Here is a 4,743-nt window from a genome sequence, read left to right as displayed (position 1 = left end):
GTGGGAGAGTAGGACACCGCCGGACAAACAGTAACAGGTCGAGGCCCCACACCACACGGTGCGGGGCCTCCCACACTTAACACACACAACACCACCAGCCCAAGCCCAGTGGGGTGCGATGGTGGCCGCGGCGCAGGGCTGCGGACGTTCCCTCCCCCACAGGGGAGGCTGTAGGACTTGGGGGTCCTCCGCGGGCCAAGCCATGGCGTGCCTGTCGGTACCCCCGTCTAGACTATAGATATGAGTACGACGGCAACGGTGCCTGGTTTTTCGGGCACACATTCGAACGGATCAGGAGTTGGTGGTCATGTGCACCAGCTTTTGAACCTTGCCGATGCTCTGATCGGTGCCGCGGCCGCTCTCCATAATGAACCAGCATCCGATCAAGGGCGTGGTAAAGCTGAGGGTGGTGCCGGCGGGCCGGCTCCTTTCGGTATTGAACTGGCTGCGTTGACGGATCGTGAATGTGTGCAGTGGGCTCAAGACCTGGAGCGCCTCGGAACCATTCAGCAGGCCCTGACGGTCCAAGTGGCTTCGGAAATTTCGCAGCGAACAGAAGCCGGCCGCTATGAAAAGAGCGGCGTACGCAACCCCGTGGACATGCTGATTCAATCCCTGAGAATCAGTGCAGGAGAAGCCCGTCGCCGGATTGACCTGGCACAAGCTGTCCTTCCCTCCGTCAATGCCGTCACCGGCGAGATGACTGCGGCACCCCAATCCGTCTTGGGCGAGGCCTTTTTCAGAGGACTGATCCCGCAAGAGCAAGCCTTGCAAGTGGCAAAATTTGTTCAAGAGGCCTCCCGGCTGGCGCAAAACGGCCGAATAAGCACCGACTGCCGAAATGAGGTCGAGACTACATTGGTCGCCACGGCCGCAGAGGAAGCCCCGGGTCTCGTGCGGCACATTGGGAACCGGATCATGAGCCTGCTGGATCCCGACGGCCAGAAACCAAGCCACGCCGATCTGGTAGCCAAACAAGGCATTACTTTCCGGAAACCACGGCGCGGCCTGGTCGGCATTGGGGGGTACCTCACCTTGGAGCAATACGAACACCTCATGGTGAGCATCGGCCGCTTTACCAACCCCCATCTGCGCGGCGTTGCCGTTGACCGGGACGAACCCAGCGCAAGCGCAAGCCAAGAGCCCCCGGACAACGAAGATGTTGTTCCCACCGGCCAGTGCAACGACACCACTGAAACACCCGGCGCGGATTGGGCACGATTGTGGGCCGATAGTGGGCCTCTGACGCCTGAAACCGGCGGCAGCGCAGAAAGCAACTTTTCCAACCATGAAGCTGACAGGGAAACCCAACCCCACCCTGCTGCTGGACAACGGGAGTCCAGGACGGTCCATGGAGTACGGGTTCCTGCCCCGGGAAGCATGGACATGTTGGATGGGCTGGATCCTACAGACCCCGACAGCACCGACCCGGCGCTCAAAGACGACCGGACCTACGCGCAAAAGCTCCTTGACGGATTGTTGCATTGTGTAGAGATCGCAGCACGGACCGACATCCTGCCGATGAACGGCGGACTCAAAGCCCAACTGCTGATCAGCACCACCGAAAAGGAATTGGACAAGACAGACGGGACAGGCCTGGCCTACACCGTGTACAACGGAGCAGTACCCCTACACCTTTTCGACCAAACGCTCTGCGATTCTGAAATCACGCGCTTTGCGGTCGGGGAGGGACAAGACATCCTCAATGTTGGTCGAACCCAACGACTATTCACCATGGCGCAACGCAAGCTCCTGTTTGCCCGCGACCTTGGCTGCACCTTCCCCGATTGCACAGCCCTGCCACTATGGTGCGAAGCCCACCACATCATCCCCTGGCATGACGGGGGAGAGAGCAACATCAACAACGCAGCCCTCCTATGCCCCCGCCACCACACCTTGATCCACCACAGCGACTGGACCATTGAACTACGCCACGGCACGCCGAACTTCACGGCCCCCTACATCATCGACCCCACCCAAAAACTTCGCCACAACCCCTACCACCACGCACATCCCAAAGCTGGCTTCCCACCCGGTAGCGTACTTGACCCTTAGCAGCCACAAGAACGTGCTTGGCCACCGAGATTCTAGCGACCAGCACCCGATGTTCCTGAGAGAGCACGCCTATCCGTGCCGCTGTCGACAATGCGAAGGTGGGCACCAACTTGCTGGCCTCAAATATGTTGCCCCTGCCGCCTAAAATCAGATTCAGGCATAAGCACAAGAGAACCCACCGAACGTCCCGCCACCGTGCACGCAGGACCTTCCGGTGGCCCGTGGACGCCGGCACCTGCTTCAGCGGACAAGAACCGGCCCATCGTTCATGCGCTGCAGGGAAACACCTGCTGATACAAAACCATGACAGCCATCATGACTGCCGAGTGGCCCTCCGGGTGGCACGCGGCTTGTGAGCTGGTTCCCGAGGTGCAGTGACTGCTTGGTGGGGCGGGGGCGTGGATCCCGAAGGGGCGCTCATATGAATTACCGTTGGCAGCAACGCAAGGCCTTTTTTCATTGCTTTTGCGGCACGAGTCGTAATCGCCGTAGGGATCGTCGTTGCTATCCCGGGTCGGGGACTAAAACAACGGTAGGCAAGCCTTCCGGGAGGCGGTCCCTTGTGGTCAGCAGGGCGCCGGCAGCTAAGCCTTGTTATGCACTCGAGGGGAAGTGAATATGTCCTGCACGGTCATGGAGCGCCAAAGGCTGGATCAAAGCTCGGGGTAGTCGTCTTGTGCATTGCAGAGGATGTGTGGCGTCTGCCAGCCACACTCTCTGGGCCTGAGCTTGTGGCTCCACGGAGTTGTCGCGCCCAGATTTGATATGACAGTCCGGCGGTACGGTGGCGTCGCTGCTGATGTCGGCGCAGGGGTGCTGTCAGTGAAAGGGTAAACCGAGCGAAGGTGCTCATTGATTCCACTGAGCAGTAGTGGTGTCAGCGGCCACGAGAAGATGCCCATAGGTGGCCAACGCGAAGGCCGAGATTCGATGGCCCTCAGTGGGCACCGCCTTTGTCGTTCCGGGCCCAGAAATTTTGTCTTTCATCGTTCTCAGAGCTGTCTCGAAGGTACCTTTTGCACTGCGGTGCAGGCAGCTCATTACGGCCTCGTCCGTGGATTCAGTGGACGCCCCCGGTACCTGCGTTCCTGCGCTTGCAGCGCTCGATGGACGCTTCAGACGCATCATTAGTCGTCGCCGCTTGACCAACCGGCCGAGCTGTTTCGCTCCGAGGTGGAGGTGGGGTGAATTCCGTGTTCCGGGTGTTTCGACCGAGGGAGCACGGGCGAGACGCCTGACTGCCGACGGGCACCCTTCGTGGCCACTGGGTACCTAATGGCGAAATCCTATTGGCCGCCCATGGGCACTTTCTCGTGGCCGCTAACATAGTGGTTCCTACGCGCTTGACGAGTAGCTGGACAGGAACCCTGAGTACCTCCTTAGTCGCTGGCTACGCAGCGGCGCCATTACTGGAGTGCCGTTCCACCCACCCGCCCGTACCGGGCTGTGGGCAAAGGACTCCGGTTCACTAACCTCCACAAATGCATTCACCAAAGACTGTGCCAGGCCGTATTTGAGCTGCGTCGCTTCGGCTGTTTTGCCGGGCCCCATCGAATGCCGCGAGCCAATTTACAGCATCTCAAGTCCTGAGCATGGACTCGGCAGCCGGTACGGAGCATTCCCGGGGCCGAGGGTATTGCTGGAGGTCCTCTCATGTTCAGATCCGCTTGCGTCATTGTCCAAGCACTGGTCGCGGCAGCAGTCAGCTGACCAGGTCCAGTCGATGGCGGCAGCGCCGGTTTATATCGCACCGGCCACAAGCCCGGCAGTGGTCCCGGCGAACACGGAAAAGCTCTAGGCGTGGGCCGCGGAATCTCCACACCAGTGATCAGCCTGCCACCCGGCCCACCGCCTGCCATAAGACATAAAGATCAAGGTCCTGCCATTGGAGGCCATACCCGGATACCCGCAGGCAAACCCTGAAAGACCCGTCGATAGACCCCAGCCTTGGAAAGGTGGCCACCTCAACGCCATCAAGGGCTTCCATTGTTGGAAAGCCCCTTGATCGATAGGGGGATCAGCCAAGTCAGGCCACGACAGCGGTCCATTTCCCCCTGAACAGTGGAGTGATCGCAGGCAAATTATCAAAGCGGCACGCAATTCAACAGGCTCGGACTCTTTTAAAAGCATTCACTGGGATGCCATGCAAGGACGGATCCCAAAACCGTGAAAAGCCCTGTCCATTAAAATCCGATAAGCCGCACGTCACTTGCCGTGGCGCGGGAGCTGGCATGCAATTGATGTGAAGGCGCCTGCAGCGGTGCGCATCATGAAGCAGTTGGCAGGTCCACCCATGGTCGGCCGGCCCAAAGCTCAACAGGATGATCTGCGCAGGTTCCCCTGCAAACCGGACCAGCCGATGCCGGATCTCTGCCGCGGCAAACAAGGGATCGAATCCACCTCCCCGCCGCCGGCAGTACGCCCATGGCAGTGTCCACGCCGCAAGGTGGTGGTTGATTTGCGTTGTGGGTGGTTGGTTGTGTAGTGTTTTATCTGTTGCCTGCGCGACGCTGGTCCACTCCGTTGAGGGGAAGTGATCACCACTTTGCGGGTTGACGCCCAATCCCTTGAATGTTGTTGATGGTTTATATTGTTTTTGTTTTATAAATCATTTGTTCTTGGTGGTTGTTTATGGAATTCATGGAGTGATGAGCCGCACAGTGTGTGGATTGGACAAAATGGTTTCCG

The 4,743-nt window shown here is 59.2% G+C and carries 1 protein-coding gene; it reads left to right on the top strand.

The window, feature by feature from the left end; translation table 11 throughout:
- The first annotated feature begins 240 nt into the window (after window positions 1-240).
- A complete protein-coding gene (locus tag ACFUCV_RS14795) occupies window positions 241-2,055 on the top strand; it encodes a DUF222 domain-containing protein (protein ID WP_380817081.1) in 1,815 nt (604 codons plus the stop codon).
- Window positions 2,056-4,743 lie beyond the last annotated feature (2,688 nt).

Origin of the sequence: Specibacter sp. NPDC057265, from assembly GCF_042668835.1 — a bacterium.
GTDB lineage: Bacteria > Actinomycetota > Actinomycetes > Actinomycetales > Micrococcaceae > Specibacter.
The sequence above is the reverse complement of the archived record's forward strand: the minus strand, read 5'-3'. Positions and strand labels throughout refer to the sequence as shown.

What these genes read in the sequence shown, in the direction of transcription:
- ACFUCV_RS14795 (WP_380817081.1), top strand. Translation starts at nt 241, where the DNA reads ATGAGTACGACGGCAACGGTGCCTGGTTTTTCGGGCACACATTCGAAC.